The organism is Vibrio sp. 1F279, from assembly GCF_041439815.1.
Classification (GTDB): Bacteria; Pseudomonadota; Gammaproteobacteria; order Enterobacterales; family Vibrionaceae; genus Vibrio; species Vibrio tasmaniensis_A.
Map to the genome: position 1 here is coordinate 15,600 of NZ_JBGOOU010000040.1, position 25,773 is coordinate 41,372.

Here is a 25,773-nt window from a genome sequence, read left to right on the forward strand (position 1 = left end):
CTAAAGATTATAGCGCTAATGGCTCATGCTTCTTCACCAACCCGAAGTCAGCCAATATCGCGTAAGCGGCAGGGATCATAAACAACACCAGTAAGGTTGAAGCAAATATGCCAAACACAATTGAAATAACCAGAGGCTGGATAACCTGAGCCTGCAAGCTGGTTTCCGTCAACAGCGGTAGCAAACCTGCTGCTGTCGTCATTGATGTCAAAAATACCGCACGGAAACGCTCGCGACTGGCCTTCACCACCGAGTCATGAACGCTATCTCCCTCATCAACATGGTGACGAATGTATTGCACTAACAAGATGGAATCATTGACCACGATCCCGGCAAGCGACACAAAGCCCATCATGCTTGGCATACTCAAAGCGTGCCCAAGTATCCAGTGACCAACCACTACCCCAATGAAGGCTAGTGGAATCGCCAACATCACGACCACAGGTTCTAAGTAACTTCTGAACTGATAACTTAGAATCGCAAATACGCCGAATAAGCCGAGCAAGAACCCTTTGCCTATTGAGGCTCCGGTCTTCGCGGCATCTTTGGCTTCACCTTCAAAATCAAAACGTAAACCCGGGTACTTCTGAATAAGTTTGGCGGCTTCATCTTTTTGGAACTGAGCCAGAATCGCGGATGAACTCGCTTTCTTATTATCAATATCACCAAAGATACTGATGGTTCTCAGCCCATCAATACGTTGAATTCGCACGTAGTTACGCTGGAAATCTAACGTTGCCAATGTAGCTAGCGGGATCTGGCTGCCGTCTGCGGTGATGATTGGGAAGTTAGCCAGCTGTTGTATGTCGCCCGCTTGCTCCTTATCAAGACGCACTTCAATCGAGATATTCTCAACACCAATTTGAATCTCGTCCGCCGTTTGCCCAAAGAAAGCCGCTCGTAACTGAGATACAATCATCTGCCCATTCACATTGTAGGTTTCCGCACCTGGACGAAGTTTAACTAAGATCTCTTCTTTACCCATGCGCATGTCATCAAGCACACCATGCACGCCATCAAATTGATTAAGGTACTCCTGAATATCCAAAGAAGCGGATTTCAATGCGCTCAGGTCATCGTGTTTGGCGCGGATTTCAATAGCACGACCGCCCGGCCCCATTGTGGGTTGCTTGAACACCAATGAAATAGGATCCGCTAAATCGCCAATATCTTCACGCCACGCATCAATGAAATCATCGATAACCGTATTACGGCTCTCTGCTCCGCGTAAATCTAAGCGCACTGTGGCTAAGTGCGGGCCAGATTCATTGGCATCGGCGTTAGCATTGAATTGGCTGGTGATATGCTCAACCAACTTATTACCGTCCTCAACCTCTTCGCTCCATTGCTCATTCAAACGCTCAGCAGACGCGACAATTTTGTCGACGACTCTCTCGGTTTGAGACAATGATGCGCCCGGCGGAAGAATAATACGCGCCTCGGCAATATCGCCATCCAGCTCAGGGAAAGGTTGAAACTTAACAACGCCACCCGCAATCAAGGCGACTGAAAGCAACAACAGCGTAATTACTCCGCCCATAAAGGCATAACGGAAGGTCACGACTTTCTCAACCATGTTCATCAAAGTGGTATTACGAAAGTTCTCGAATTTCTCAAGTAACACAACCTTAAAACGCGGCGCTGGCTTGTCATTTTTTTCTTTGTGTAATGAATGAGATAGGTGATTAGGTAGGATCAGGAAGGCTTCAATCAAGCTCAACGACAGCACCAGAATCAAAACTTGAGGAACGGCCTTAAGCACCGCGCCCATCTCACCATCAAGAAACAATAAGCTACCGAAAATACACACCGTGGTTAGGAAAGAAGACAGTACTCCGGGAAGCACTTTCTTAACGCCGTTGTACACCGCATCATCGACGCTTTGTCCCCTATCTAAGTGGGAGGCTATCGATTCGGCTATCACTATGGCGTCATCCATCATAATACCGATTGCCATCAACAACCCGACCAGCGACATAATGTTAATCGACAAACCCAGGTTGGCCATTAAGAACAAGCCACCAAGGAAGGCAACTGGCAACCCTGCCGCCACCCAAAATGAATAACGTAAGCTGAAGAACAGCCACATGGTTGCGAACACTAGCACAATACCTTGCCAGCCATTACTCACCATCATGGTTAGACGATCCCAAAGTACAGAAGAGAGATCGTTGGTCATTTGTAGTGTCACGCCATCAGGAGCAATCGCGCTTTGATCTTCAACGAATCGTGTTACGTTTTCTTTGATTCGTAGCGCATCGTCTTCTTTGTTCTTACTGATCTTAAGCAGCGCCGAAGGCTTGCCATCAAACAACACCTTCTGTTCATCAAGCTCAAAGCGGTCGGTTATTTTGGCTATGTCTCTCAAACGAATCACCGAGCCATTAGGCGCAGATCCAACCACGATGCTTTCCAATTCAACAGGCGTAATTCGTCTCTCGTCGAAACGAATCAGGAAGTTTTTATCTGGTGTTTCAACGTTACCGCTCGGCAGTTTTACATTCTGTCGACCAATTTGATCCGCGATATCACCGACACTCAAACCCAACTGACGAATAGCTTGGGTATCCAGTTCCACTCGATATTGATGATCAGAGAAGCCGTTGACCTCGACCAAAGAGACATCGTAATCAAGCTTCATGGTACGCTTAAGATCTTCCGCGTAGGCCTTAAGTTCCGGCCACGACGTTTCAGCAGTGATAGCGATATCAACAACCGGTTCATTCCAATCTAACTCTTGAACAACAGGCGATTCAATCTCAGTTGGGAAGTCGTTGATCGAGTTGATCTGGGTTTGCACATCCACCAGCATTCGGCCGATGTCCGCTTTCTCATTTAACTTGAGAATTAAACGGGCGCTGCCTTCGATCGCTTCACACTGAGTCTCTTCAATGTTGGCTAAGCCGTCTACTGCATCTTCCATTCGCACACATAAGCTCTCTTCCACTTCTTGTGGAGAGGCGCCGGGATAAACAATCGCAGCCATAATGTAAGGCGGATCGTAAGCGGGGAAGGTTTCACGTTTGATGGTAGATAGTGAGCTTATACCCAAGATCAACAACCCAAGCATCAACAAGTTTGCTGCTGTTGGGTGTCGAGAGAAAAACTTGATCATGACGCACTCTCCTGAGTATCTGACTCAAGCTCAGCCTCTTCAGAGTTCGACTCTCTCAGTAACATGCCTTCGATTGCTGGCAGGACATCATTGAGAACCAGTTTATCTCCAGCTTGTAGCTCGCCACTCACAATCACTTGATTGTCTCTGCGATAAAGCACTTCAACATTAATCACTTGCAGACGCTGATTGTCATCCATCAGGTAAACCTTATCACCATGCAGTGCTCGCTCTGGAACCACCCAACTCAGATTAACTCCCCCCTCAATCTCGGCTTTGACAAACATACCGTTAACCAAAGGCGTTGCACTGTCTGGTTGCAATTGCGAGTAATCTTGAGCGATCTCGAGAATAATCCCCGCCGTCGCTTGGTTTTCATCAACCGTTTCGCTGATTCTTGCCACCTTCGCTGGCCAGCTGAGATTCAGGTTGCCGCTGTTAAGTTGAATGCTTGCTTTGATTGGCGCTTCATAAGGATTAGGGATTCCTGCAGCATCACGAGGGAACTGGTTAAAGCTGGAGGCTAAAGTTTGCATATCGTGAATAGAAAGTTGCGCCTCCACTTCCATGACATTAATCCCGTGAGCAATAAACATCTCTTGTTGAAGATTAACCACTTGATTTTGTTCGATATCAACCTGAGCAATTCGCATCGCTCTTGGCAAAGTGATGGTGGTCTTATCAAGAGAGCGTTGCGCCTCTTTTACTTTAGAGACATTCACCTTAATCACTGCTTCCGCAACACGCTTTTCATCTGGCATCAATGCAATTTGGTTATCAATATCCAATACAAGCTTCTGTTGAGACAACGCACTTTGTTGTTGCAGGTCGGCATCCGATTGAGAGGTGAGCCCTTTCTTGCGCAGATCTTGTTTACGTTGCAGCTCTTTGTTGCTGATCACTAAGCGGTTCTTTTCGATCTTTAGGGTCTGCTTAAGGTTATCTTCTTCTTGATTCAATTTAGCTAATGAGGTCTGGCTTGATTTAAGATCCGCTTCGGCTTGTACCAGCTTTAACTCGTAATCTAAGGGATCGATCTTAAGTACCTCAGTACCCGCTGGAATGATCTGCCCTTTTTCTAGGTCTGGATGTCGATAAACAATCTGCCCTGTCACCTCGGCGATGGCTTTCCATTCAACTTTAGGTACTACTTTGCCAAAGCCCACCGCCAACGGCGCGATCATTTGTTGTTCTAAACTGACTGTTTCAACTAGACGAGCCCGATCTCCCGCGGGCTTAGTCGGCAGATCCGGCTTTAAGCTAATCGCAGTCACAAGGCCGATGACACCAACCGCAAGTGCTGGAAAGAAGAGTAGTTTTTTATTTATTTTCATTATCTTTTGTCCTGCACTGCAGAAGGGCTTGGTGCGTTGATAAAGCCTTCGGTCATCAATTGAATGTTGTGTTCGATTAAACGGTTAAGAAATTCTTCATTAATCTCAATACCATGGATTGCTAATAGAGGGGGCGGAGCAATGAAGGGGAACACCATCAAGCTTATATACGAAACTCGACACAATTTTGGATCCATGTTCTGTTTTAAGATGCCTTGTTCAACCAGCTTTTCAAAAATGACATCTTGGGCTGGCTTGGCGACATCGAGAAAAACCTTTTCGAGCAGCTCTCTCTGCACTTCAGAGGGAGTCATATTCATCACTTGAGCAATCAAGCGAGGAAACTTGGGCACCTTGACCATCTCTTTATAGTAAGTCCGCATTAAATCAAGAAAGTTCTCATGGCTGCTTTCTTCAACCAATCTCTGCATTTGCAATTGCATCGGTCGTAGCGTTTCACGCAGCATCGCCTCAAATAATCCAGCCTTACTGCCAAAGTAATAACGGATCATCGCAATGTTCACACCCGCACGATCAGCAATCAGGCGTGTCGAGACCTTGTCGTATGACTGAACGACAAACAGATCACGAGCATGCTCAATCAATAGTTGTCGAACATCTAAGTTCTGTTGAGGTCGCCCCGCTTTTCGTGCTGTCATGGCATCAACCTATCTCTATAATTAATCATTCGATTAATTATAGAGATAAACAGGCATAACAGTAGAAGATTAATTACTCACTATTTAATCAATTGATTAATTACTTTAGTCACGCTTGTGATTTTTTTGGTGAATCGTTCCATTAAAAATATTTACTACAAAGTTTTAACCTACACATCAGCCAAACGATAAACTAACCCGCCAATACAAAACCACCATTTAGTTGATATCGCTAACACTCAAACAAAAAACAGCACAAACAAAACCAAAACACTGCCAATGCACGCTGATATTGGATTTTCTTGTTTGACGCTCAGAATAAATTACGGTAAATATGGTGTTAACAGTTTATTTACGGATATTTGTGTAATGATTTTTTCTTCTTCTCTACTGCTGAAACTTCTCCTTATCGTGAACCAATCGCGCGGGTAAGTTGTGGGTCAAGAACTACACAAATATTAAAACCCGCACTGAGCGGGTTTTTTTGTAACTGGCACTTTTAAAAGAACATCATTCTTAATAATAATTTGGATAGCAATCGATTCATTATCGATATAAGGAAGCACCCATGAACGATCAAGTAATAATTTTTGATACTACCTTACGTGACGGCGAGCAAGCATTGGCTGCAAGCCTTACGGTAAAAGAGAAGTTACAGATCGCTTATGCTCTTGAGAGACTGGGTGTAGATGTTATCGAAGCTGGCTTCCCTATTTCTTCTCCGGGTGATTTTGAGTCAGTACAAACCATCGCTAAACACATCAAAGACAGCCGTATTTGTGCGCTTTCTCGTGCCGTAGCGAAAGATATCGATGCCGCTGCCGAAGCGCTTAAAGTTGCTGACCAGTTCCGTATTCATACCTTCATCTCAACATCAACGGTTCACGTACAAGACAAATTACGCCGCAGCTACGATGACGTAGTAGAGATGGCAGTGAAAGCAGTCAAGCACGCTCGTAACTATACCGATGATGTTGAATTCTCTTGTGAAGATGCCGGCCGTACCCCTATCGACAACCTATGTCGCATGGTTGAAGCCGCGATTAACGCAGGCGCGAAAACCATCAACATTCCAGACACAGTGGGCTACACAGTACCAAATGAGTTTGGTGGCATTATCAAGACGCTATTCGATCGCGTACCCAACATCGACCAAGCGATCATCTCTGTTCACTGTCACGATGACTTAGGTATGTCGGTTGCAAACTCAATTGCTGCTGTGCAAGCGGGCGCTCGTCAAATTGAAGGCACAATCAATGGTATTGGCGAACGTGCTGGTAACTGTTCTCTAGAAGAAATCGCAATGATCATCAAAACTCGTCAAGAGCTTTTGGGTGTTCATACTGGCTTGGATCACAAGGAGATCCACCGTACCAGTAAGTTGGTAAGTCAGCTTTGCCACATGCCAATTCAAGACAACAAAGCAATCGTCGGTGCTAACGCATTCAGCCACTCTTCAGGTATTCACCAAGATGGCATGCTAAAGAACAAGAACACTTACGAGATCATGACGCCTGAGTCTATTGGCTTGAAAAACAAAGCCTTGAACCTAACAAGCCGTAGTGGCCGAGCCGCTGTTAAGAGCCACATGGACGCTATGGGTTATAAAGATAATGAGTACAACCTAGATTCATTGTACGAAGACTTCTTGAAGCTTGCTGACCGTAAAGGCCAAGTGTTCGATTACGACCTAGAAGCATTGATGCACTTCGCGAATCTACGTGATGAAGATGACTTCTATAAACTTAACTACCTAAGCGTACAATCTGGTAGTGTTATGTCTACCACCAGCATCAAACTGCAATGTGGTGATGAAGAGAAATGCGAAGCCGCTGTCGGCAATGGCCCTGTTGATGCTTTATACCAATGTATCTACCGCTTAACAGGCTACGAAATAGCGTTGGATAAGTTCGACCTAACTGCAAAAGGTGAAGGCGAAGATGGCTTAGGTCAAGCGGACATCATTGCTAACTATAAAGGCCGTAAGTACCACGGTACTGGCGTTTCAACCGATATCGTTGAAGCTTCTGGTCAAGCGTTGCTACACGTTATCAATAGCATTCAACGCGCAGACACTATTGCTGAAATGAAGCAGCAAAAATTCGCGACAGTTTAAGACCCCAATAACAGAGCCCTAGAGCCGATGTTGTTGGCTTTAGGGACAAAATTTAAAACGAGCCAAAAAGCTCAGTAACAAGAATTAAAGGATTAACATGACAGATAAATCATACAAGATTGCCGTACTACCTGGTGATGGCATTGGCCCAGAAGTAATGCAGCAAGCACATAAAGTGCTAGACGCGATTGAAAAGAAGCACGCGATTAGCTTTTCTCGCGAAGAGTATGATGTTGGTGGTATCGCAATTGATAATCACGGCTGTCCACTTCCAGAAGCGACAGTAACGGGCTGTGAAGAATCTGACGCAGTACTATTTGGCTCGGTTGGCGGACCTAAGTGGGAACATCTCCCACCAAACGATCAACCAGAGCGTGGTGCCCTACTTCCTCTACGTAAACACTTCCAACTGTTCTGTAACCTACGTCCTGCACAAATCCACAAAGGTCTAGAGTCTTTCTCTCCTTTGCGTGCTGACATCTCAGGTAACGGCTTCGATATCGTTGTAGTTCGTGAACTAACAGGCGGCATCTACTTCGGCCAACCTAAAGGTCGTGAAGGCGAAGGCGCAACTGAGAAAGCTTTTGATACAGAGGTTTATCACCGTTACGAGATCGAACGTATTGCAAAGATTGCGTTTGAATCTGCACGTCTACGTAACAAAAACGTTTACTCAATCGACAAAGCAAACGTTCTGCAGAGCTCTATCTTATGGCGTGAAGTGGTTGAAGAAATCGCAAAAGATTACCCAGATGTCACGCTAAACCACATGTACATCGACAACGCGACCATGCAGCTAATCAAAGACCCATCTCAGTTTGACGTAATGCTATGTTCAAACATCTTCGGTGACATCATCTCTGATGAGTGCGCAATGATCACGGGTTCTATGGGTATGCTTCCTTCTGCAAGCTTGAACGAAAGTAACTTCGGTCTATACGAACCTGCAGGTGGCAGCGCTCCAGATATCGCAGGTAAGAACATTGCGAACCCAGTCGCGCAAATTCTTTCGGCAGCGCTAATGCTTCGTTACAGCCTAGGCGAAGAAGCGGCAGCGCAAGACATCGAAACAGCGGTCTCTAAAGCACTTTCTGCAGGCGAGCTAACTGCAGACCTTGCAGGCAAGAACCAAGCGCTGACTACCTCAGAAATGGGTGACAAGATCGCTGAGTACATCTTAGCTTCATAAGCTAGATGCTTAGATTAAAAGCAAGTACATAAGAATAATATCAAGCCAAGTCAGCTTAGACAGTATGACTTGGCTAGAAACAAACACTGGGACTGATGCTCCCAAGGAAGAAAAGCTATGTCGACAAACCAGCAAGCAAAAACCTTATACGAAAAAGTTTATGACGCTCACGTTGCGGTTGCAGCGAAGGGCGAAACGCCAATTCTTTATATCGATCGCCACTTAGTCCACGAAGTAACGTCGCCACAAGCCTTTGATGGCCTACGTGAAAAAGGTCGTAAAGTTCGCCAAGTAGGCAAAACTTTTGCAACCATGGATCACAACGTATCGACACAAACGAAAGACATCAACGCCTCTGGTGAGATGGCTCGTATCCAAATGGAAACGCTATCGAAGAACTGTGAAGAGTTTGGTGTCACGCTTTACGATCTAAACCACAAATACCAAGGTATTGTGCACGTAATGGGTCCTGAGCTAGGTATTACGCTACCGGGCATGACCATCGTATGTGGTGACTCGCATACGGCTACACACGGTGCATTTGGTTCACTAGCATTCGGTATAGGTACTTCAGAAGTTGAGCACGTTCTAGCTACTCAAACGCTAAAACAAGCTCGCGCAAAAACCATGAAGATCGAAGTAAAAGGCAAGGTTGCTCCGGGCATCACTGCAAAAGACATCGTACTAGCGATCATCGGTAAAACAACGGCTGCTGGCGGTACAGGCTACGTGGTTGAATTCTGTGGTGAGGCAATTACCGACCTTACAATGGAAGGTCGTATGACGGTATGTAACATGGCAATCGAGCTAGGCGCTAAAGCAGGCTTAATCGCTCCAGATGCAACGACATATGAATACATCAAAGGTCGTAAGTTCTCTCCACAAGGTGAAGACTTAGAAGCAGCAATACAATACTGGGATACGCTAAAAACCGATGCTGATGCAAAGTTCGATGCGGTTGTTACGCTAGAAGCAGCAGACATCAAGCCACAAGTGACTTGGGGCACTAACCCAGGTCAGGTTATCTCGGTAGACACGCCAATCCCTGCACCAGAAAGCTTTGCAGATCCTGTTGAAAAAGCTTCAGCAGAAAAGGCTCTGGCGTACATGGGCCTTGAAGCGGGTAAATCACTATCGGATTACAACATCGATAAAGTCTTCGTAGGTTCTTGTACTAACTCGCGTATCGAAGACATGCGTGCAGCTGCAGCAGTAGCGAAAGGACGCCAAGTAGCGAAACATGTTCAAGCATTGATCGTTCCGGGCTCTGAGCAAGTTAAAGCACAAGCTGAAGCTGAAGGCTTAGATGTAATCTTTAAAGAAGCCGGCTTTGAATGGCGTTTGCCAGGTTGTTCTATGTGTCTTGCAATGAACAACGACCGCCTTGGTCCACAAGAGCGCTGTGCTTCTACATCAAACCGTAACTTTGAAGGTCGCCAAGGCCGTGATGGTCGTACGCACCTAGTTAGCCCAGCAATGGCAGCCGCAGCAGCAATCGCTGGTCACTTTGTCGATATTCGTGAACTTTAATTAGAGGATTTAACATGTCAGGTTTTCAACAACACACCGGATTAGTCGTTCCTCTAGATACGGCCAACATCGATACTGATGCGATCATTCCAAAGCAGTTTCTACAGAAAGTGAACCGTATCGGTTTTGGTAAGCACTTGTTCCACGATTGGCGTTTTCTAGATGACGCTGGCCAGCAGCCAAATCCTGAGTTTGTAATGAATGCACCACGCTATAAAGGCGCTTCAATTCTACTGGCTCGTGAAAACTTCGGTTGTGGTTCATCTCGTGAGCACGCACCTTGGGCGCTTGCCGATTACGGTCTTCAAGTGATGATCGCGCCAAGCTTTGCCGATATTTTCTACGGTAACTCGATCAACAACCAGATGGTTCCTGTTCGTCTTACAGAGCAGGAAGTTGATGAGATTTTCCAGTTCGTAGAAGCGAATGAAGGTGCTGAGATCGACGTTGATTTAGAAGCAATGAAAGTCAGTGCGAACGGTAAAGAATACTCGTTTGAAATTGATGAGTTCCGTCGTCACTGCTTGCTGAATGGCCTAGATAACATCGGCCTAACACTTCAGCACGCCGATAAGATTTCAGAGTTTGAAGCTAAGATTCCTAGCTTCCTGAAATAAGAAGTCTTGAAGTAGAATCACACAGTTTTGTGTTCATATAAAAAGGTTGGCCTAGCGCCAACCTTTTTTATTTGGCTAAGCTTTTAGCTTAATGTGCTTATTAAGCTCAGCCCTTTATTTAGATCAGTTCCGCTATTTAACTGAAAAGCCATGAAAGAAAATCGCAAAGCATAAGGTCTTAGTAGTCAGTCATCAGGAGAATGCCATGAAACAACTACTTTTTATTGTCAGCCTACTTTTCTCAACGTTAGCTTGGTCTGCGCCTAAATCCGATCTTTGGCCATACTGGAATCAAAGTAACGAAACCAATCTAGAACAGGTATCTCATCAAGATTGGCAGCTGTTCCTCGACAACTACTTAGTTCAACAAGGTCAAAACACCCTAGTTCGCTACCAAGCAGTGAGCACTGCCGATAAGGCCAAACTCAGGCAGTACATAAGCCGACTTGAACAGATTGCCCCACTCGACTATCCAAAAGCGGAACAGTATGCCTATTGGGTTAATCTATATAACGCCGTGACTGTCGATTTGATTCTTGATGCCTACCCGATCAAATCCATCACTAAACTTGGCGGACTATTTAGTTTTGGGCCATGGGGAGATGATGTCGTCGTCGTTAACGGGAAGTCACTGACACTCAATGACATTGAACATCGAATTTTAAGACCGATTTGGCAAGATCCGCGCACTCATTATGCGGTGAATTGTGCGAGTTTGGGTTGCCCTAACTTACAACTTCAAGCATTTACGACTGACAACACCGAGACTCTACTAGAACAAGCAGCCTCTGAGTTTGTTAATAGTGACAAAGGTGTGTGGGTTAAAGGTAATAAGCTCCAACTATCATCGATTTACGAATGGTTTGCTGTGGATTTTGGTACAGAGAAACAGCTCATTCAGCACTTAGACCAATATCGAACTCAACCTATCACGAATACTCACAAAATCAGCTATGACTATAATTGGTCACTTAACCAAGCGAACTAGTTTTAACATTAAAGCTCATGAATGAAGCTAAACAAAAAGAGGCTAGAGGTTTTTATTAACCACTTGCCTCTTTTTTATCTATTGAACCGTATTTCTACAATTAAAAGCTTGAACCCGGTTGCTGCAAGAACTCAGCCTCTTCAGGAGTCGAAGCTCTACCTAACACCTCATTACGGTGAGGGTAGCGACCAAAACGCTCAATAATGACCTTATGCTTAAACTCAAAATCCAAGTTATTCTCTAAGCCTGTCTGGGAAAAAAGCATCACAGCCTGTTCATGCATCAGCAAAGACTCACTGTGCATATAAGGCATATACAGGAAGCTTTTTTGTTGCTCGTTAAGCTGGTGATCAAAACCACCCGCTACCGCCTCTTGGGCTAGAGCCAACGCCATTGGGTCAGCCGAAAAAGCTGTCGGACTGTTTCTGCCAATATTTCTAGAAAACTGATCAAGCACGATAATCTCTGCCAAGCGCCCTTGTGCGTTTTGTCGCCATTCAAATAGCTCACCTTGGATAACTGCTTTGTGCAGTTCAGCAAAACGAGATTCTATTAAAGCATCAATTTCTTCGCCGCCAGTAAACCAGTCTTTTGGCGTCAATTCATCGAACCAAAACTCTAGAACATCCTGATACGTTACCGTCATATAATTCCCTTTAATAAAAAACCGAATCATTTAATAGTATGACTCGGTCTATGTTCGATTACTTAAAACCTTTTACTTTCTTTATCAGATCATAAGCATTCTGAATTTCTTGCGATTTTTCTTTCGCGACATTCATCATTTCTGGTGGCAAACCCTTCGCCATCAGTTTATCTGGGTGATGCTCATTCATCAGCTTGCGGTAAGCTTTCTTCACCTCTTTACCGTCGGCACTTTCACTCACACCGAGAACTTTAAACGCATCGGCCAGTTGGTTTTGTTGCGAAGCCTGTTGCCAACCCGATGATTGCCCATGCCCTTGATGGCCACCAAAGCTTCCACCCTGCTGTTGAAAACGGAATGCAGCTTCTTGCATCTGCAAACGACGCTCTAGTTGCTCTGCTGAAAAGCCAAGGCCTTGCGCTATCTTATGCAAAACCTGACGTTCACTAGGGTGCAAACTTCCATCAGCAAATGCAGCAGATACTTGTAGCTCTAAAAAAAACTGCAGGAGATCAAAACGGCCACCCGATGAGATCTTCACACGCTCAAGCACATCGCTTAACGGGAAGTCACTCTCCTTGCCGCCACGGAAAGCATCTTGAGCCGCTTTACGTTGTTCGCCATGCAGGTTCATACGCTCCATCATTGTAGAAGCGAGCTGAATCTCTTCTGGTGTAACCTGCCCCTTAGCTTTAGCAACGTGTCCCATAACCGCAAAAGCAGATTTGAAAAACTCGTTTTGTCTTTCAGCTTGGCTTGGACCTCGGCCAAAACCAGAGCTATTGAAGCCCGATTGGTTCAATCGGCGAGCTTTATCGAACTGGTGCCCTAAAAATAGGCCAAAAACTAAACCGAGCGGCCCCCCAAATAAAAAACCAAAAAAAGCGCCCAAAATTTTGCCAAATATTTGCATTATGTGTTCTCTATCTATGAATTTTGTCTGAGTAATGCTGTCTGATGATGCTGAATGCTAATATTTCCTTTATCATAAGGAAAATGCTTTATTAATTGGATTGATACTAGATCAACCCTTCATCTAGTGACACAGGATAGTTCAACTTCATGCAATCTTTTTCCCGCACCTTGTTAGCCGCGTCTATAAGTACGGCATTATACGTATCGACAACTCAAGCTGAAACAATCACAGATAGTAGTGTGCAGGAAATGCCCTCTATAGATCAATGCTTGATCGAGCCCGCTGCAGAAAACGAGACACAACTTCCCGCTCATGTTGAGTCCGATCGCTTAGAGGCTATCAATGGTGACAAGGCAATCTACTCAGGTGATGTAAGAGTTACCCAAGGAAACAAAACCATCCTTGCCGACAATGTAACGCTTCACCAACAAGAAAATATCGTTGTAGCTGAAGGCAACGTAAACTTTAGCGATGGTCAAATAAAGTCAGTGGCAGACAGAGCCACTAACAATCTGACCACCGATGAAATGACGCTCGAAAATACCGATTATGAGTTCCTCTGTGAGCAAGGGCGAGGAGATGCGGTTTACATCGCAAAAACCGGAAAAGCGGTTTATGAGATTGAAGATGGCTCAATCACCTCTTGCCCTATCGGCGACAATGCATGGCGACTAAGAGCGTCAAGTATCGATGTCGACCAAAATGAAGAAGAGGCTACGTTCTACAACCCAAGGTTTGAAATTCAGAGCGTCCCTGTTTTTTATCTGCCGTACTTAACCGTTCCGATTGGTGATACGCGTAAAACAGGCTTCTTATATCCAACGGTATCATATGGCTCAAGTGATGGTTTTGAATTTGAGATCCCTGTTTATTGGAATTTGGCACCAGAGTATGACCTCAAAACCACTTTTAAGCACATGAAAGAGCGTGGTACTCAGCTTAACAGTGAATTTAGATATTTAAGCGATTTTGGTTCCGGGATGATTAAGTCTGAATACTTGCCTGATGACAAAAAATACCCAGAGAAAGGCAAACGTTGGGGGGCTCAACTTAATCACTCAGGAATATTCCAAGAATCTTGGTTGTTTGAAATTGATTACTCAAAAGTTGGCGATATCGAGTACTTCACAGATGTCAACGGAAGCGGCATTGGTAACCGTGAAGATGGCCAGCTTCTTCAAGAAGGGCAGGCTACATACCGTTCTCAAAATTGGGATGCGTCTGTACTTGTGCGAGATTTTCAGGTCCTCACAAATACGACAAACAACCTTCCATACCGCCTGCTCCCACAGCTGGAATATAACTATTATGCCCCGGAGGTAATGGAGTATTTAGATTTCGACTTGGTCAGCCATGTGTCTCTGTTTGATACAGATGCAAAAGGGAAACCATCGGCAACTCGTATTCACGTTGAGCCGGGAATTACAATTCCAGTAGGCAACACTTGGGGTACTTGGACCACAGAAGCCCGACTTCTTGGTACTTACTACCAACAAGATCTTGATGGTGTTGATACAACAAGTGACAAATATAAAGATTTAGAAAAGTCAGTAAGTCGAGTTGTCCCAGAATTTAGGAGTCATGCTGGTATCGTTTTAGAAAGAGATACCAAGGTTATTGGTAACTACACTCAAACTCTAGAACCCCAAGTTCAATACCTGTATGTACCAAAAGAAGATCAAAACAACATTGGTCTTTACGATACGACACTTCTGCAGACTGATTATTATGGCCTGTTTAGAAGCCGTAAATACAGTGGTGTAGACCGTATCGCTGCAGCTAACCAAGTAAGCTACGGTGCATCATCTCGTTTCTTTGATGATGAGTATAAAGAGCGACTCAATGTGTCGTTTGGACAGATCTTTTATATCGACAAAGATACGAAACAACATCTAACACTTGATACTAAAGATAAGAACTCGAATTACTCATCTTGGGCTGTAGAAGTCGACTTTAATTACGACGACTACCTGTTTTATCATGGTGGGGTTCAGTACGACATCGATACCACAGCAATGCAACTAGCCAACAGCACCATTGAGTACCGTTTTTCTGGTGGTTATATCCAAACCAACTACCGCTACGTAACCAAAGAGTATATCGAAGACACTGTTGATTTTAATGTTGGATCGATTACTAAAGATGGTATATCTCAAGCAGGATTACTCGGAGCCTACCAGATTTCACGTAAGTGGAGTGCCAGCGCTCAGTACTTCTATGATTTAACAACCGAAGAGAACCTTGAGTGGTTAGCTAAACTCAATTACAAGTCCGATTGTTGGTATATCGGCTTCACCTATAGTAACCAATTGCGTAGATGGGAAGGTGATTACATCAACACATCGAATGCGACACCAGTATACGAGAAAAACTTTGGCTTTAACTTCGGTATTGTTGGCTTTGGTACCAACATAGGCTCAAACTCAAGCGAAGTAAGTGAAACAAGCTCAAGTAACGCACTCAGCTATGGTCGCCCATTCTTCTTAAACAACTAATTTTCTTTATTGATAACACATCGGTAAATATAAAGGATTACACATGACATTGTGGAAACGCACATTAATAGCTATCGCAGCGGCTTGTACTTTATCAACAAGCTATGCCGCACCAGTTGAACTCGATAGCGTAAAAGTAATCGTCAACGAGGGCGTGATCTTACAAAGTGACATTGATACTTCAATGAAAACACTGCGCGCAAACGCGAAGAAAAGCGGACAAACATTACCATCACAAGATGTATTGAATGAGCAAGTTCTAGAAAAACTGATCATCGATACAATTCAGACCCAAGAAGCGGAACGTATTGGGGTTCGAATTGATGATGCTCGACTGGATCAAGCGATTGAAGGCATTGCCAAAGATAACAACCAAACAGTACAACAACTTACTGCATCGGTCGCTGAAGAAGGCCTTAGCTACAACGCATTTCGTGAGCAAGTAAGAAAAGAGATTGCGGCAAGTGAAGCGCGTAATGCTTTAGTTCGTCGTCGTATTAATATCCTTCCAGCAGAAGTCGACAACCTAGCGGACATTTTAGCGCAAGAAACCAATGCGACGGTTCAATACAAAATTGGCCACATTCAACTTCGATTCAATGATGACCAAACCAAAGAAGAATTAGAAGCACAAGCGACTGATTTAGTGGAAGAGCTAAACAACGGCAAAGACTTTAGCACCATGGCATATACTTACTCTAAAGGCCCTAAAGCGTTACAAGGTGGTGATTGGGGTTGGATGCGTAAAGAAGAGATGCCTACGATTTTTGCAGACCAAATCAAAATGCAGAATAAAGGCAGCATCATCGGTCCTTTCCGAAGTGGTGTTGGCTTCCATATTCTAAAAATTGAAGACGTAAAAGGTTTGGAAACCGTTGCAGTTACCGAAGTTAATGCACGTCATATTTTGATTAAACCAACGGTTATCTTAAGTGATGACGGTGCGAAAGAGCAGCTTGAAGAAATCACTCGTCGTGTAAACGCAGGTGAAGCGAGCTTTGGTGATCTTGCACAGCAATACAGCCAAGATCCAGGTTCAGCAGTACAAGATGGTGAGTTAGGCTACCAAACTCCAGATTTATACGTTCCTGAGTTCAAACACCAAGTAGAAACGCTACCTGAAGGTAAGATCAGTGCGCCATTCAAAACCGTGCACGGTTGGCACATTGTTGAAGTACTAGACCGTCGCGAAGTCGACCGTACCGATTCAGCATTGAAAAACAAAGCTTATCAAATTCTATTTAACCGTAAGTTCAACGAAGAAGTCGGTGCTTGGCTGCAAGAAGTAAGAGCTAGCGCCTTTGTTGAAGTGGTCGAGGATGACCAAGATGACAACTAAACGCCTTGTCATTACAGCAGGTGAACCGGCGGGAATTGGGCCAGATTTAACTCTCGCATTATCCCAAGAAAGCTGGACACATCAGCTCGTGGTTTGTGCGGATAAAAGCCTATTATCAGAGCGAGCTGAAATGTTAGGGATTGAGGTTGAGCTGTTGGATTACGATTCAACCGCGCCCAAGCAACCTCAACGCTCTGGAACATTGGTTGTGAAACACGTTCCACTAGCTGAAACAGCAGTTGCAGGCCAGCTCAACGAGGCTAACGGTCATTACGTATTAAATACTTTAGAAACCGCAGCAATTGGCTGTATGAATGATGAATTTGATGCTATTGTCACCGGCCCTGTTCACAAGGGTGTAATTAACCGAGCTGGCGTTGCTTTTAGTGGCCATACCGAGTTCTTTGCAGAGAAGTCCAATACTCCACTTGTCGTGATGATGTTGGCAACAAAAGGGCTGCGTGTTGCTCTAGTAACAACGCACATCCCGCTAGCTTATGTATCTCAAGCAGTGACCGAAGACAGATTAGAGCAAATCATTGCTATTCTGCATAAAGACTTGGTTGAAAAATTTGCTATTGAGAAACCAACTATCTACGTGTGTGGTTTGAATCCACATGCTGGTGAAGATGGTTGTTTGGGTCGTGAAGAGATAGAAACTATCACCCCTACGCTAGAAAAAATTCGCCAGAAAGATGGTATTAATTTAGTTGGCCCATTGCCAGCAGACACCATCTTTAATGAAAAATATTTGCAAGATGCAGATGCTGTTTTAGGTATGTATCACGACCAAGTACTCCCGGTATTGAAATACAAAGGGTTTGGTCGCTCAGTGAACATCACGCTTGGCTTACCGTTTATTCGCACATCAGTCGATCACGGTACCGCCTTAGACTTGGCAGGGAAAGGCCAAGCCGATACAGGGAGCTTTAGAACAGCGCTCACGCACGCCATTGAATTAGTAGAGAAAAAGCAATGAGAAATGATGTCCACTTAGGGCACAAAGCGCGTAAACGTTTTGGTCAAAACTTCCTTAACGACCCATACATTATTGATGGAATCGTATCGAGTATTAACCCACTACCAGGCCAGAACTTAGTAGAAATCGGCCCTGGTCTTGGCGCAATTACTGAGCCTGTTGGCAAGCTTGTCGACAAGTTCACAGTAATTGAACTGGATAGAGATCTTGCTGAACGTCTGCGTAATCACCCTGATCTTGCTGAAAAGTTAACGATCTATGAGGGCGATGCAATGAAGTTCGATTTCGAACAACTTGTTAAGCCAAACAACAAGCTGCGTATCTTCGGTAACTTGCCATACAACATCTCTACACCATTGATGTTCCACCTTTTTGAGTTCCATAAAGACGTGCAAGACATGCACTTTATGCTTCAAAAAGAAGTCGTTAACCGATTAGCAGCGGGTCCTGGTACTAAAGCTTACGGTCGTCTAACGGTTATGGCTCAATATTACTGTAAAGTCACTCCTGTTTTAGAAGTGCCACCAACAGCATTTGTTCCGCCACCGAAAGTAGACTCTGCAGTCGTTCGCCTTCAGCCTTATGAAGTACTGCCTTACCCGGCAAAAGATCTTAAGTGGTTAGATCGCGTATGCCGCGAAGGCTTTAACCAGCGTCGTAAAACAGTCCGTAACTGCTACAAGAGCCTAATCGACAAGGAAGTGCTTGAAGAGCTAGGTGTAAACCCTGGCATGCGCCCTGAGAACCTGACGCTCGAACAGTTTGTCGATATGGCGAACTGGTTGCACGACAGTCACAACGCTGACAAATAATCGAAAAAGGCTCCTACACTTCGGTGAGGAGCCTATTTTTTATGTAATACTTAAAGCATACCAACAACAAAAGGTGCGAATATGGATATATCTACGCCTTGTATCAAATGCCAAGTTCATTCTAAATATATTGAAGAACAATCAGAGCCATCTAAGAGTCGCTACGTTTTCGCTTACATCATTACCATCAAAAATCTAAGTAAAACAACGGTACAACTTATGTCTCGCCGCTGGTTGATTACCGACTCTAACGGTAAACAACTCACCATAGAAGGTGATGGCGTGGTTGGACAGCAGCCTGTAATTGAAGCCAATGACGAATACACATATACCAGCGGTACGGTCATCGAAACCCCTGTGGGTGTTATGCAAGGTCACTATGTGATGACCGATCATAAAGGCATTGATTTCATAACAGAAGTCGACCCATTTAGACTGGCTATCCCCAATATCCTTAACTAGTACGTATCTCTACCACTTACAGGAAAATACTGTGTCGAATTATATTGTCGGAGACATTCAAGGATGCTTCGACGAGCTTCAGTTACTGCTTGAAACCATCAACTTTGATAAACAACAAGATACGTTATGGGTCGCCGGAGACTTAGTTGCTCGTGGCCCTAAATCCTTAGAGACGTTACGTTTTGTTCGTAGCCTTGGCAGTTCAGCGAAGGTGGTATTGGGTAACCATGATTTACATCTACTTGCGGTATCCTTAGGCCTCTTTTCAGCCAAACCAAAAGACAAGACTCAACCAATTCTTGATGCTGAAGACCGTGACCAATTGCTGGAATGGTTAAGACAACAACCCTTGATGCAAGAGCACCCAGAGTTTGTCATGACACATGCAGGCATCTCACCTCAATGGGACTTGGAACAAGCACGTACAGAGAATCGAGAGATAACGTCATTACTGAAATCGAACTGTTGGCAGTGGCTTATTGAGAACATGTACAGCAACACGCCAGATCTCTGGAACAACGAGTTGCAAGACATCGAACGTTATCGCTATGCGATCAATAGCCTGACAAGAATGCGCTTCTGTTTTGAAGATGGCCGACTCGACATGGCATGTAAGCTACCACCGAATGAAATTACCGATGAACCACTAGTGCCATGGTTTGACCTTCCGCAACGCATAAAGCTCGATAAAACCGTTGTTTTTGGACACTGGGCTGCGCTTGAAGGCTATAACGGAAAAGATGTAATTGGACTTGATACTGGATGCGTGTGGGGAGGAGAATTGACGATACTTCGCTGGGAAGACAAACAGTTTTTTACTCAAAAAGCGCTATAAAAAAACGAGATACGAGAAGTTTGCGTTACTGTTACAGTAACGCAAACGTTTTTAACTTCAGAGCTTAACGCTCGAGAATCACAAACTCCATGTTGTGTTTATTTTTCTCGTCCGCTTGATAGGCCTCGCGAAAGCTTAACTTCCAATCTTCACCCCAATCAGGGAATTGCGTGTCGCCATCCACATAAAAATCAATATAAGTCAGATAGAGCTTGTTCGCTTTAGGCAGACAGCTTTCATAAATCGAACCACCACCGATGATCATCACTTCGTCAACGTCACTGACAATTTCTAATGCTTGATCAATTGAAGTAACAGTAGTCACTCCTTCAATCTCTAAGCTCTCATCGCGGCTAATTACGACATTCAATCGACCTGGTAGAGGGCGTCCAATTGAATCATAGGTCTTACGCCCCATAACTACCGGTTTCCCCATCGTTGAGCGTTTAAACCATGCGAAATCTGCAGGTAAATGCCATGGCATCTGATTATCTTTACCAATTACACGGTTGTTTGCCATTGCCGCTATCATACTGATGATCATAAATAGAAAGTCCTGTCCTTACCCGAAAATAAAATTGAAGCTAGACGATAGGTCTACGACGGTAGAATAACAGCCCAGGCACCGCCAAGCCAACCGCTAGCCCTGCGATAATGAACATCGATTTTAAGAAATTCTCCATCAACATGGCGAGCAACTCTGGGTTATACCCTGCTCGGTTGATTTCTACCATAGCGATCATCGCTTTGAACGCAAAGACTCCAGGAACCATCGGAATCAAAGCGGCGACGGTAAATACCTTTGGGTGCGCCAACAGTTTATGTGACCAATGCACCCCTATCATGCCGACCAATGTAGCAGCAAAGAACGTCGCCCATTCAATGGGAATGCCGAAATGCATCATTAAGTAACGGCTACCGTGGCCAATGGATCCTCCGAGAGCACAGTAGATCAACGCTCGTTGTGGTACGTTAAAAACTAATGCAAAGCCGACGGCAGGTATGGCAGCAAAAAACATATCGTTCAGAAGGCCTACCAATAATTCAAAGATAGTCATTGGCTTACCCACCCCCACACGTCTGAAAGGCTCATCGCAGCAACAATGCCTAAGCTTGTTGCCAACGTTAATAAACTAGCCATGGTAAAGCGTGCGAGCCCCATATTGATATGGCCTTTAAGCATATCCGCAACAGAGTTAATTAAAGGGAAACCGGGCACAAGCATCAGCACAGAAGAAGCCATCACGATAGTGGGTTGGCCACCGATGTTATAAAGAACCGCTTGCGCTGAAATAGTTGTCGTAACAAACGCTGTGATAGCAAAGTTTAATAAGGGGTTAAAATGGCGATGACCAATTTCTTGTCTGACGATCATGCCGCAAGCTGAAGCAATAAAAGTCATCATGAAGACTTGCCAGTCTCCGCCCGCAAGGTGGCTAAAAGAGGCGCACGACAACCCTATCATCACAACCACTAACCAACGGTTGTAGCGCTCGGGGCTGATGTTTTGAATCTTTTTATACGCCAAATCATAATCGAGAATTCCCTTCTCCATCATGATGCAAATGCGTTGAATGTCGGTGATAACCTGCATGTTAATGCCACGATCAGCACAGCTTCGAGTAGTCGTTATGCAATGATCATCCATTACTGTTGTCACGACCAACGCATTGGCTGACAGTGCAACTTCAACCTCATTCACCCCACAAGCAATACCGATGCGGCGCATAATATCACCGACCAGTGTGCTCTCGGCGCCGTGTGCCAATAACATTTGTCCTGACTGAGCGACTAACCTTGAGATCGCTCTTTGTTCTGATGCCATGATTTCCTTCCCATAGGCGTAAAGTATCTAGAAACAAATTCTGCATTAAAATTCGATAAGACATAATGATTTAGATACAAAAACACCGCAATTTTCATTGCGGTTTAGTAAAACTATCAGTGTGCTTTAGAAAGAAGCGACCAAAGTATCTATAAGAAACTCTGAGGCTTAGTCACGAACATAGATAACATGACCGTCATCTTCTTCGTCATCCCAGTCATCCCAATCATCGTCATCTTCATCTTCAGTAACGACATTCTTACCGGCCATCGCATCTTTATGGTAGTCATCCCACATAAAGTTAACTTTCTCTTCTTCTTCAATTGCTTCAACTTCACGAGGTAGGTTCTCCATGAACTCACCCAGCTTAAAGCAAAGATCTTTCGTACCGATCTTGTTTACAGCAGAGATCTTGAAGTACTCGCCTTCCCAACCTAAAGCTTCGACGATTTCTTGAATCTTTTCGTCCGCTTCTTCTTCAGGCATTAGATCAACTTTGTTGAATACTAACCAGCGAGGTTTCTGTGCTACCTTTTCGCTGTACTGCTCAAGCTCGTCAATGATCGTCAGTGCATTCTGAATAGGATCAGAACCATCAATCGGCAAAATATCGATCATATGCAGAAGAACGCGACAACGCTCAAGGTGTTTCAAGAAACGAATACCCAGACCAGCGCCATCAGCTGCACCTTCAATTAGACCCGGGATATCGGCAACGACGAAACTCTTCTCAGGGACAACACTTACCACACCTAAGCTAGGGATTAGCGTGGTAAACGGGTAATCAGCCACTTTTGGTTTCGCAGCAGATACTGAGCGAATAAAAGTAGATTTACCAGCGTTTGGCAAGCCAAGCATACCAACATCCGCTAATAGAAGAAGCTCTAAACGCAGTTCGCGAACTTCACCTTTAGTACCCATTGTCTTTTGACGAGGAGCACGGTTAACCGACGACTTAAAACGCGTGTTACCAAGACCGTGCCAACCACCTTTACCAACCATTACTTTTTTGCCATGTTCAGCAACTTCAGCAACGATTTCATTAGTGTGGATATCAACAGCACGAGTACCTACAGGTACTTTCATGGTCATATCTTTACCACGTTTACCCGTACAGTTACCACCGCGGCCATTTTCGCCACGCTCTGCATTGTAAAAACGTTGGAAACGGTAATCGATCAGTGTGTTTAAGTTCTCATCCGCTTGGATGTAAACATCACCGCCATCACCGCCATCACCGCCGTCAGGACCACCTTTAGCGACGAATTTTTCGCGCCAAAAGCTTACTGTACCATTACCGCCATCACCGGCTTCTATTTTTACTGATGCTTCATCAACGAATTTCATTTTTTAACTCCGCACTTACGTTGCGTTACCACTCATCAAGGAGTGATATAAATTCTAGCAGATCCGTGTTTAGATCGATCACCTAAGATCTAGATCGATCTGCAACCAAGGAACAAATAAGGAGAGGTTCTTTGCTTTCTGTTTCTTAAAAAACAAGCGGATTCTTAAAACTAAACTGTTTATCAAAAACCAAACTGCTTCCCAAACTAAAGCCAGAGCGTCTACTTTTTTATTCTCGCTATAAATAAAAAACCCTGCCGAATCGGCAGGGCTTTTGAATTCAGCTTGAAAGCTAGTATAAATAATCTAATAAAAGATTAAATTACTCAGCTTCGATGCTTACAAACTTACGGTTTTTAGGACCTTTTACTGCAAATTTCACTTTACCTTCAGTAAGAGCGAAAAGAGTATGGTCTTTACCGATGCCAACGTTTGTGCCAGCGTGGAACTTAGTACCACGTTGACGAACGATGATGTTACCTGCAAGAACAGATTCACCACCAAAACGCTTAACACCAAGACGTTTGCTTTCTGAATCGCGGCCGTTATTAGTAGAACCGCCAGCTTTTTTATGTGCCATTGTTAAACTCTCCTAATACTTAAGCGTTAATGCCAGTGATTTTCACTTCTGTGAACCACTGACGGTGACCAGCTTGCTTACGCGAGTGCTTACGACGACGGAACTTAACGATTTTTACTTTATCGCCACGACCGTGTTGTACTACTTCTGCAGTAACCTTGCCACCTTCAACAAGAGGTGCACCAACAGCGATTTCTTCGCCGTTAGCAACAAGAAGAACTTTATCAAATTCTACAGTTGCACCAGTTTCAACGTCTAATTTCTCTAAACGAAGTGTTTGACCTTCGCTTACTCGGTGTTGTTTGCCACCAGATTGGAAAACAGCGTACATATTTTACTCCGCTTTTTCCGCACAGCCTATGGTTGTTAATTCTACAACTCGGGTGTGCGCTAAACTAATCAATAGGGCGCAGATTCTACGGGAATCATGCCGCTATGACAAGCCATATTTTTAAAATATTGGCGAAAACATGTTCGCCAAAGAAAAGTGCGGCAATGATGCCTTTAAGTGATGTATTAATCAACGTTTTTTAGTGTATTATTCAACAATTAAATACAACGTATAAGCCTTACAGGGTCTAACTTCAGCCGGATGAACAATGGATTTTAAAGCTATCCAAACGCTTACTGCCAATGATATGGCAAAAGTGAATGAAACAATTCAAGCCCAACTTAATTCTGACGTAAGTTTAATCAACCAGCTTGGTTTTTATATCGTTAGCGGTGGTGGCAAACGCCTACGCCCTTTGCTTGCTCTTTTATCAGCTCGTGCACTTGGTTACCAAGGTGAAGCTCACATCACCTCAGCCGCTTTTATTGAGTTTATCCACACAGCAACACTGCTTCATGACGATGTTGTCGACGAATCAGACATGCGACGTGGCAAAGCTACAGCGAATGCGGCTTTTGGTAATGCAGCTAGCGTTTTGGTTGGTGATTTTATTTACACCCGCTCATTCCAGATGATGACGACGCTTGGATCTTTAAGGATCCTTGAGCTAATGAGCGAATCAGTAAATGTGATTGCCGAGGGTGAAGTTCAACAATTGATGAACTGTAACAACCCAGACACCACAGAAGAAAGCTACATGCAGGTGATCTATTCAAAGACCGCTCGTTTGTTTGAAGCCGCAACCCAAATCGGCGCAATTCTTACAGAGTCTACACCTGAGATCGAAACGGCGATGCAAAACTACGGTAAGTACCTAGGAACAGCATTCCAGCTTATTGATGATGTGATGGACTACACCGCTGATGGTAAAGAGATGGGTAAAAATGTTGGTGATGACCTAGCAGAAGGCAAACCGACGTTACCGTTGCTTTACGCAATGCGCAATGGTTCCCCAGACCAAGCAAGCATGATTCGTGAAGCGATTGAAAAAGCTAATGGTATGGAACGTCTCGACGACATTATGTCTGTCATGAAAGAGACTGGCTCGTTAGAGTACACGACCAATAAAGCCTACGAAGAAGCTGATAAAGCCATTGCTGAGCTTTCTATTCTTCCTAATTCAGAATATAAGCAAGCTTTAACTACGCTAGCTCACCTTGCAGTAAAACGTAGCAAGTAAATAGAGGCTAAGCAGTAAGTAGACAGCTATACAAAAAAAAGAGCCTGTTGGCTCTTTTTTTGATCCTGCTAGATAATACACTGGGTCTCAATAACGACTCGATTCTAACGATAGAGGTAGTTGCGCTTCGATCTCTTCAAGTTCTTCCAACGGAACTGCATATTGCTTATGACTATTGTAAGACTCAAACAACACGAACTGCTCTTGCTCATCGATAACCAATATCTTGCCCAAGCGACCTAGATAGTTAACATTCATCCCTTTTTGTACTCTAGTCATCGTTCAATACCCTAATTCTTCGTGGTTAGAAAAAGATTACGAGTGGATTGAATACAAGGATCAAAAAAGCCGATCGCAATGATCTAATGCCGTTCGGATAAGCATTATTGCTTGAACCTGAACGGATATTTGGCTGGGA

24 protein-coding genes are annotated in these 25,773 nt (G+C 44.3%); 12 read left to right on the forward strand and 12 right to left on the reverse strand.

The genetic code is table 11. The annotated features are described in order from the left end of the window. Window positions 1–7: 7 nt before the first annotated feature. Genes ACED60_RS21745 through ACED60_RS21755 form a run of 3 tightly spaced genes read right to left on the reverse strand, consistent with a single transcriptional unit; the run spans window position 8 to window position 5,108 of the window. Entirely contained in the window at window positions 8–3,115 is a 3,108-nt protein-coding gene (locus ACED60_RS21745) for an efflux RND transporter permease subunit (protein WP_371728454.1), read from the reverse strand. Continuing rightward, a complete protein-coding gene (locus ACED60_RS21750) occupies window positions 3,112–4,449 on the reverse strand; it encodes an efflux RND transporter periplasmic adaptor subunit (protein ID WP_371728455.1) in 1,338 nt (445 codons plus the stop codon). Before ACED60_RS21750 ends, ACED60_RS21745 begins: the two co-directional genes overlap by 4 nt. Continuing rightward, window positions 4,449–5,108 (reverse strand): TetR/AcrR family transcriptional regulator, encoded by a 660-nt coding sequence (locus ACED60_RS21755; protein WP_371728456.1) that lies wholly within the window; start codon window positions 5,106–5,108, stop codon window positions 4,449–4,451. Before ACED60_RS21755 ends, ACED60_RS21750 begins: the two co-directional genes overlap by 1 nt. Before the next feature lie 568 nt (window positions 5,109–5,676). Between ACED60_RS21755 and leuA the strand changes: the two genes are divergently transcribed. The 5 genes from leuA (at window position 5,677) to ACED60_RS21780 (ending at window position 11,548) form a co-directional block, all read left to right on the forward strand. Continuing rightward, window positions 5,677–7,224 carry a 2-isopropylmalate synthase gene (leuA, locus tag ACED60_RS21760; RefSeq protein WP_009847816.1) on the forward strand — a complete coding sequence of 516 codons (1,548 nt, stop codon included), beginning with the start codon at window positions 5,677–5,679 and terminating at the stop codon, window positions 7,222–7,224. A 97-nt stretch (window positions 7,225–7,321) separates the two neighbouring features. Beyond that, window positions 7,322–8,413: a 3-isopropylmalate dehydrogenase gene (gene leuB / locus ACED60_RS21765; RefSeq protein ID WP_017098917.1), complete on the forward strand. Its 1,092-nt coding sequence runs from the start codon at window positions 7,322–7,324 to the stop codon at window positions 8,411–8,413. Between the two features lie 117 nt (window positions 8,414–8,530). Continuing rightward, the gene (gene leuC / locus ACED60_RS21770; protein WP_371728457.1) at window positions 8,531–9,943 is read left to right on the forward strand and encodes a 3-isopropylmalate dehydratase large subunit; all 1,413 of its coding nucleotides are present in this window, start codon (window positions 8,531–8,533) and stop codon (window positions 9,941–9,943) included. A gap of 14 nt (window positions 9,944–9,957) precedes the next feature. Further along, window positions 9,958–10,560, forward strand: a complete 603-nt coding sequence (gene leuD / locus ACED60_RS21775) for a 3-isopropylmalate dehydratase small subunit (protein ID WP_371728458.1) — start codon at window positions 9,958–9,960, stop codon at window positions 10,558–10,560. Window positions 10,561–10,765: 205 nt separating this feature from the next. After that, entirely contained in the window at window positions 10,766–11,548 is a 783-nt protein-coding gene (locus ACED60_RS21780) for a DUF547 domain-containing protein (RefSeq protein WP_371728459.1), read from the forward strand. A 100-nt stretch (window positions 11,549–11,648) separates the two neighbouring features. Here ACED60_RS21780 and ACED60_RS21785 read toward each other — a convergent pair whose 3' ends face one another. Together ACED60_RS21785 and djlA are read right to left on the reverse strand one after the other, a co-directional pair. Next, the gene (locus tag ACED60_RS21785) at window positions 11,649–12,194 is read right to left on the reverse strand and encodes a DUF924 family protein (RefSeq protein ID WP_371728460.1); all 546 of its coding nucleotides are present in this window, start codon (window positions 12,192–12,194) and stop codon (window positions 11,649–11,651) included. Between the two features lie 58 nt (window positions 12,195–12,252). Then, on the reverse strand, window positions 12,253–13,107 hold the full coding sequence (gene djlA / locus ACED60_RS21790; protein WP_017098912.1) for a co-chaperone DjlA: 855 nt from the start codon (window positions 13,105–13,107) through the stop codon (window positions 12,253–12,255). 149 nt (window positions 13,108–13,256) lie between these two features. Here djlA and lptD point away from each other — a divergent pair, with 149 nt between their 5' ends. The 6 genes from lptD (at window position 13,257) to ACED60_RS21820 (ending at window position 20,032) form a co-directional block, all read left to right on the forward strand. Beyond that, window positions 13,257–15,605, forward strand: coding sequence for an LPS assembly protein LptD (gene lptD / locus ACED60_RS21795; RefSeq protein ID WP_017098911.1), 2,349 nt, complete (start codon window positions 13,257–13,259; stop codon window positions 15,603–15,605). Window positions 15,606–15,648: 43 nt separating this feature from the next. Beyond that, window positions 15,649–16,944, forward strand: a complete 1,296-nt coding sequence (gene surA, locus ACED60_RS21800; protein WP_009847824.1) for a peptidylprolyl isomerase SurA — start codon at window positions 15,649–15,651, stop codon at window positions 16,942–16,944. After that, window positions 16,934–17,923, forward strand: a complete 990-nt coding sequence (pdxA, locus tag ACED60_RS21805; protein ID WP_371728461.1) for a 4-hydroxythreonine-4-phosphate dehydrogenase PdxA — start codon at window positions 16,934–16,936, stop codon at window positions 17,921–17,923. Before surA ends, pdxA begins: the two co-directional genes overlap by 11 nt. After that, window positions 17,920–18,735 carry a 16S rRNA (adenine(1518)-N(6)/adenine(1519)-N(6))-dimethyltransferase RsmA gene (gene rsmA, locus ACED60_RS21810; protein ID WP_009847826.1) on the forward strand — a complete coding sequence of 272 codons (816 nt, stop codon included), beginning with the start codon at window positions 17,920–17,922 and terminating at the stop codon, window positions 18,733–18,735. Before pdxA ends, rsmA begins: the two co-directional genes overlap by 4 nt. 81 nt (window positions 18,736–18,816) lie before the next feature. Continuing rightward, a complete protein-coding gene (gene apaG / locus ACED60_RS21815) occupies window positions 18,817–19,197 on the forward strand; it encodes a Co2+/Mg2+ efflux protein ApaG (RefSeq protein ID WP_017098907.1) in 381 nt (126 codons plus the stop codon). A 31-nt stretch (window positions 19,198–19,228) separates the two neighbouring features. Beyond that, the gene (locus tag ACED60_RS21820; protein ID WP_371728462.1) at window positions 19,229–20,032 is read left to right on the forward strand and encodes a symmetrical bis(5'-nucleosyl)-tetraphosphatase; all 804 of its coding nucleotides are present in this window, start codon (window positions 19,229–19,231) and stop codon (window positions 20,030–20,032) included. A gap of 64 nt (window positions 20,033–20,096) precedes the next feature. On the opposite strand, the gene folA is transcribed toward ACED60_RS21820, so the two are convergent. The 6 genes from folA to rplU all read right to left on the reverse strand — a co-directional run bounded on the left by folA (window position 20,097) and on the right by rplU (window position 24,115). Then, the gene (gene folA, locus ACED60_RS21825; protein WP_371728463.1) at window positions 20,097–20,576 is read right to left on the reverse strand and encodes a type 3 dihydrofolate reductase; all 480 of its coding nucleotides are present in this window, start codon (window positions 20,574–20,576) and stop codon (window positions 20,097–20,099) included. Window positions 20,577–20,616: 40 nt separating this feature from the next. After that, window positions 20,617–21,090, reverse strand: coding sequence for a threonine/serine exporter family protein (locus tag ACED60_RS21830; protein ID WP_371728464.1), 474 nt, complete (start codon window positions 21,088–21,090; stop codon window positions 20,617–20,619). Beyond that, window positions 21,087–21,857 (reverse strand): threonine/serine exporter family protein, encoded by a 771-nt coding sequence (locus ACED60_RS21835; RefSeq protein WP_371728465.1) that lies wholly within the window; start codon window positions 21,855–21,857, stop codon window positions 21,087–21,089. The genes ACED60_RS21830 and ACED60_RS21835 overlap by 4 nt, the downstream gene beginning before the upstream one ends. 168 nt (window positions 21,858–22,025) lie before the next feature. Next, window positions 22,026–23,204: an Obg family GTPase CgtA gene (cgtA, locus tag ACED60_RS21840; protein WP_371728466.1), complete on the reverse strand. Its 1,179-nt coding sequence runs from the start codon at window positions 23,202–23,204 to the stop codon at window positions 22,026–22,028. 322 nt (window positions 23,205–23,526) lie between these two features. Next, on the reverse strand, window positions 23,527–23,784 hold the full coding sequence (rpmA, locus tag ACED60_RS21845) for a 50S ribosomal protein L27 (RefSeq protein WP_004735905.1): 258 nt from the start codon (window positions 23,782–23,784) through the stop codon (window positions 23,527–23,529). 19 nt (window positions 23,785–23,803) lie between these two features. Further along, the gene (gene rplU, locus ACED60_RS21850; protein WP_004740823.1) at window positions 23,804–24,115 is read right to left on the reverse strand and encodes a 50S ribosomal protein L21; all 312 of its coding nucleotides are present in this window, start codon (window positions 24,113–24,115) and stop codon (window positions 23,804–23,806) included. 268 nt (window positions 24,116–24,383) lie between these two features. On the opposite strand from rplU, the gene ispB reads away from it, so the two are divergent. Beyond that, on the forward strand, window positions 24,384–25,355 hold the full coding sequence (gene ispB / locus ACED60_RS21855) for an octaprenyl diphosphate synthase (protein WP_269335451.1): 972 nt from the start codon (window positions 24,384–24,386) through the stop codon (window positions 25,353–25,355). Between the two features lie 87 nt (window positions 25,356–25,442). Here ispB and ACED60_RS21860 read toward each other — a convergent pair whose 3' ends face one another. Continuing rightward, window positions 25,443–25,634 carry a hypothetical protein gene (locus tag ACED60_RS21860; RefSeq protein WP_371728467.1) on the reverse strand — a complete coding sequence of 64 codons (192 nt, stop codon included), beginning with the start codon at window positions 25,632–25,634 and terminating at the stop codon, window positions 25,443–25,445. Window positions 25,635–25,773 lie beyond the last annotated feature (139 nt).